This window comes from Arthrobacter sp. 05L45_2, from assembly GCF_056397525.1.
The window spans coordinates 1-1,999 of sequence record NZ_JBFTNO010000320.1 but is presented as its reverse complement, the minus strand read 5'-3'; the positions used below and the strand labels follow the sequence as shown (position 1 = coordinate 1,999).

Here is a 1,999-nt window from a genome sequence, read left to right as displayed (position 1 = left end):
CAATGTTGCTTTGGATAGCCATCATTCTCGCCGTTCTTTGGCTCCTCGGCCTGCTCGGCAGCATCGGCGGCGGGTTCATTCACCTGCTTTTGGTCATCGCCGTCGTTGTCCTGATTTTCCACTTCATCCGCGGCCGATCCCGCGCTTAGCTACGGCACACTGGTTGCCCCGGCAACCACCGTCCGCGGAGCGTGCAGCTCCGCGGACGGCTGCCCCATCTTCAGGGGCCCCTCCCCGGGCGGCGGAGCCCGGGAACGGGTTGGGCGTTAGGGTTCGACGCCGGTAAAGCCCGCCACGTAGCGCCGCTGCCAGAGAGTCTCCACGGCAGCGCGCCGGTAGTTACTCCGCACAAACTCGACCGCCTCGGCGGCCGGGACGCCGTCCAGGACCGCGATGCAGGCCAGCGCGGTGCCTGTTCTTCCCCGGCCGGCCCAGCAGGCCACCTCCACCCGCTCGGTTGCCGCACGGCGCCATGCTTCGCGGAAAGCATCGAGGGCGTCGTCGCCGTCGGACGGGATGCGCAGGTCCCGCCAGCGCACCCACCGGTACTCCCAGCCCACGGGACGCGGACGACGCCCCAGCAGGTACAACGCGAATTCGGGCCGCGGTCCCGGCGGAAACGGCGCCAACAGCCCCCGGCCGCGGATCAAGCGTCCGGACGGAAGACTGAGCACGCCGGGTTGGCCCGGCTCCCATGTCTGCGCCATAGTCCCGAGCGTAGCCGGTCGGCGAACCAGGTAGAAGGATTCCAGATTAGGGCCGGAAGGGTCTGGCGGGGGCGGGATCCGGTGCCTAGAGTGGCCCGGAACTCCACGCTCCGCTGAAGGGAATCCAAGGATGTCATTCCAGGCGTACCTCGACACCATCGAAGACAGGACGGGCCTGACGCCACGTCAGCTCCTTGAGCTCGCGCGGAGGAAGGGGTTTTCCGGGACCTCCGCGCAGGCGGGCGAGATCCTCGACTGGCTGCGCGCGGATTACGGGCTGGGCCGCGGCCACGGCATGGCTTTGGTCCACGTCATCCGGCAAGGCCCGGGGATCAGCAGCAAACACGTCGGGACCACCGGCGCGCACAGCGACGAATCCAACACCCTGTGGCTCGACGGCAAGGCGACCAAGCCGGCGTCCTAGCCCGGCGGGGCCGCCCGGCTAGTGCCCTGCTAGTGCCCGGCGCCGAGCTTCCCGGCCAGGCGTTCGCGCATCAGGCTGCTGGCGTCGTTGAGTCCGACTACCGTCACGTCCTTGCCTTGCTGGCGGTACTTCGCGGTGATGGCGTCAAGCGTCGCGATGGTTGAGGCGTCCCACAGATGCGAGCCGTGCAGGTCGATCACCACGTCCTGCGGGTCAAGGGCATAGTCGAACTGGGTGTAGAGATCGTTGGAGGAGGCGAAGAACAGTTCGCCGTCGACGACGTAGGTGGCTCTCTCCCGCCCGTCGACGGAACTCTCGGTGCGCTCCACCGTCACGAAATGCGCCACCCGCCGGGCGAACATGACCATTGCGACAAGGACGCCGACGCCGACGCCGATCGCCAGGTTATGGGTGGCGACGGTGACGATGACGGTGGCGGCCATCACCCCGGTCTCGCTCTTGGGCATCAGCACCAGGGTGCGCGGCCGGATGCTGTGCCAGTCGAAGGTGGCCACGGAGACGAAGATCATCACGGCCACGAGCGCCGCCATCGGAATGACCGAGACGGCGTCGCCGAGGGCCACCACAAGGACCAGCAGGAACAGGCCGGCCAGGAACGTGGAGATCCGGGTGCGGGCGCCGGAGGCCTTGACGTTGATCATGGTCTGGCCGATCATCGCGCAGCCGCCCATACCGCCGAAGAATCCGGTGACGATGTTGGCCACGCCCTGGCCCCAGGCCTCGCGGGTCTTGGGCGACCGGGTGTCGGTGATGTCGTCGACCAGTTTGGCCGTCATCAGTGATTCGAGCAGGCCGACGAAAGCCATGGCGAGGGCGAAGGGAAAAATGACCCCGAGCGTGTCGAGGG

General features: G+C 67.7%; 4 protein-coding genes. 2 read left to right on the top strand and 2 right to left on the bottom strand.

From position 1 onward, the window contains the following. Window positions 1-2 precede the first annotated feature (2 nt). Window positions 3-149, top strand: coding sequence for a lmo0937 family membrane protein (locus tag AC1DHD_RS15990; RefSeq protein WP_354234780.1), 147 nt, complete (start codon window positions 3-5; stop codon window positions 147-149). Between the two features lie 117 nt (window positions 150-266). On the opposite strand, the gene AC1DHD_RS15985 is transcribed toward AC1DHD_RS15990, so the two are convergent. Further along, window positions 267-707, bottom strand: coding sequence for a protein-tyrosine phosphatase family protein (locus tag AC1DHD_RS15985; RefSeq protein ID WP_476880651.1), 441 nt, complete (start codon window positions 705-707; stop codon window positions 267-269). A 130-nt stretch (window positions 708-837) separates the two neighbouring features. Here AC1DHD_RS15985 and AC1DHD_RS15980 point away from each other — a divergent pair, with 130 nt between their 5' ends. After that, window positions 838-1,131 carry a DUF4287 domain-containing protein gene (locus AC1DHD_RS15980; protein ID WP_476880650.1) on the top strand — a complete coding sequence of 98 codons (294 nt, stop codon included), beginning with the start codon at window positions 838-840 and terminating at the stop codon, window positions 1,129-1,131. A gap of 29 nt (window positions 1,132-1,160) precedes the next feature. On the opposite strand, the gene AC1DHD_RS15975 is transcribed toward AC1DHD_RS15980, so the two are convergent. Continuing rightward, a partial coding sequence (locus AC1DHD_RS15975) for a SulP family inorganic anion transporter (protein WP_476880649.1) occupies window positions 1,161-1,999 on the bottom strand: 839 nt, incomplete at its 5' end.

Bases quoted from the DNA above. Each gene is read 5' to 3' on its own strand.
- AC1DHD_RS15990 (WP_354234780.1), top strand. From the start codon at position 3: ATGTTGCTTTGGATAGCCATCATTCTCGCCGTTCTTTGGCTCCTCGGC.
- AC1DHD_RS15985 (WP_476880651.1), bottom strand. From the start codon at position 707: ATGGCGCAGACATGGGAGCCGGGCCAACCCGGCGTGCTCAGTCTTCCG.
- AC1DHD_RS15980 (WP_476880650.1), top strand. From the start codon at position 838: ATGTCATTCCAGGCGTACCTCGACACCATCGAAGACAGGACGGGCCTG.